This is a genomic window from Rhodococcus sp. EPR-134, from assembly GCF_001647205.1.
GTDB lineage: Bacteria > Actinomycetota > Actinomycetes > Mycobacteriales > Mycobacteriaceae > Rhodococcus_F > Rhodococcus_F qingshengii.
Window position 1 is genome coordinate 1 of record NZ_LVCT01000017.1, and the last position, 2,123, is coordinate 2,123.

Here is a 2,123-nt window from a genome sequence, read left to right on the forward strand (position 1 = left end):
CGATGTACTTCCGCCCAAGAAGCTCGCCGGCGCTGTTGCGATGATGAGCGCTTCGCTGGGAGTCGGTGGCGCTCTGGGGCTTCCGATCGCGGCTTTGATCGCCGAGTACGCCGACTGGCACGTCCTGTTCTGGGCGTCAGCCGTGCTCGGCGCTCTTGCGGCCGTTCTTGTTGTCGTCCTGGTCCCCGAATCGGCGGTTCGCACAGGTGGCACGTTCGACTTCGGTGGGGCAATCTCGCTCTCAGCCGCCCTCATCGCTCTACTACTGGCCATTTCCAAGGGTGGCGACTGGGGTTGGACGAGCACGCTCACGCTTTCCTTGTTCGGCGCCGCGATCCTGATATTCGGATTCTGGGCTTGGTGGGAACTACGCACCCCCAAGCCGCTGGTGGATCTACGCGTATCCATCCGCCGCCAGGTGCTCTTCACCAACCTCGCATCGATCGTGTTCGGATTCGCGATGTTCGCCGCCAGCATGGTCTTTCCCCAGGTAGTCCAGTTGCCTGAAGTCACTGGTTACGGCCTAGGCGGTTCGATGCTCACCGCAGGTCTGGTCATGGCTCCCTCCGGCATCATCATGATGCTGATCTCTCCGCTGTCCTCACGCATCACCAATTCGCACGGCCCCAAGGTGACGCTCATGCTCGGCGCCGTTGTCGTCGCAATCGGTTACGGCATCGGCATTTTCGCCATGCACTCGATTTGGGAACTGATCGTGATCGCAGTGATCATCGGCGCCGGTACCGGTATGGCTTACGGCGCGATGCCCGCTCTCATCATGGGGGCTGTTCCTCCGTCCGAGACCGGTGCAGCCAACAGCTTCAACACCCTGATGCGCTCCCTCGGTACATCATTCGCCAGCGCCATCGCGGGTGTCGTCATCGCCCAGATGACCATGTCCATCGGTGGGGCAACGCTGCCGTCGGAGAACGCTTTCCGCGTCGTCATGGCCCTCGCTGCCGGATCCGCCGTCGTCGCACTCGTCCTGGCCGGTTTCCTCCCTCGGTTCAACAGCTCCAACTCCCGCAAGGAGATTGGTAGCCAGCACACCGATACGTCCCCGACCACGTTGAAGGAATCCGTTCCGACACACTGAGCCAGCGCGCAATACACACTGCGCTGTACACACAGCCCGGCCCCGGCGGAGTCCAACTCCGTCGGGGCCGACGCGTTTCACACATTTTGCTGTTGATACACCTGCGGACGACAGTTTCGTGACATGCTCCGTTGAGATGGGTGCTCGTTCGATACTCGGGGAAAGGATGCCGCGATCGCCGCTCCTCGTGCTGACGTAGCCCTTGCTGTCGCCGCCGCTGCCGTCCTGGGCATAGGCGTCGGTGTCCTTCTTGCCGATGTCGTCGCCGGCCTGGCTGCAGGTGCGGGTGCTGCGGTGGTATTTCGGTTTGCTCTTCGGATGATCAATACCCGAAAGTGAGCGTTTGCCGGGGTCCTACTTCAGGACACGGATCGCCGAGCCCGGAAGGATTCCGCTCGATGGCGGATAGATCGACGTTGCCCCGTTGAAGAACATGTGAGCGGGAGTCGTGGATACCGGCAGCAGGTCGACGTCCTTGAACAATGCCCGCTCACTTTCCTCCCAGACCTTGCAGGACTCGTCCCCGGGAAGAAGCGAAGCCTCAGTGGACAATTCGATGTACTTCTTGTTGTCGAGGGAAGCGAAGTTCACTCCTTCAGGCTTCGGTGGGCCGGTGAAGTACTTCGCAAAGATACTCGGCGTATCGCTCCCCAGCGTCAAACCGATGGAAACGTCCCACGACGACAGGTCGGTGGTGCTGAATGTGTTGGCGATGACAAAACTGTAGTCGCCGCCGGTCAGTTTCACTCTCGCGCCCAGTCCTTCCCACTGTGTTGCCACGTATTCCGCGGCGGCAGAGTTCGTATCGCGTGAGTTGTTGAAAATCACGTTGAGGGCAAGCGGTCGACCGTCCTTCGTCAGGATGCCGTCGGGACCCGCCTTCCAACCTGCGTCGGACAGCGTTTTCTTTGCTGCATCGACGTCGAAATCGGGGATCGTCCCTTCGACACTGTTGTAGTCGCAGGCAAGGGGTTCCGAAACCGCGAGGGCGCGTGCGCGGGTTCCTTTACCGCCGGTGGTGATCTCG

Annotated in this window: 2 protein-coding genes; one reads left to right on the forward strand and one right to left on the reverse strand. The window is 61.0% G+C overall.

What is annotated here, in order from left to right; all coding sequences use genetic code 11:
* On the forward strand, positions 1–1,096 hold a 1,096-nt coding region (locus A2J01_RS00650; protein ID WP_064111449.1), incomplete at its 5' end, for an MFS transporter.
* A gap of 354 nt (positions 1,097–1,450) precedes the next feature.
* On the opposite strand, the gene A2J01_RS00655 is transcribed toward A2J01_RS00650, so the two are convergent.
* Positions 1,451–2,123 (reverse strand): ABC transporter substrate-binding protein (locus A2J01_RS00655; protein WP_231915386.1); only part of this gene is annotated, 673 nt, incomplete at its 5' end.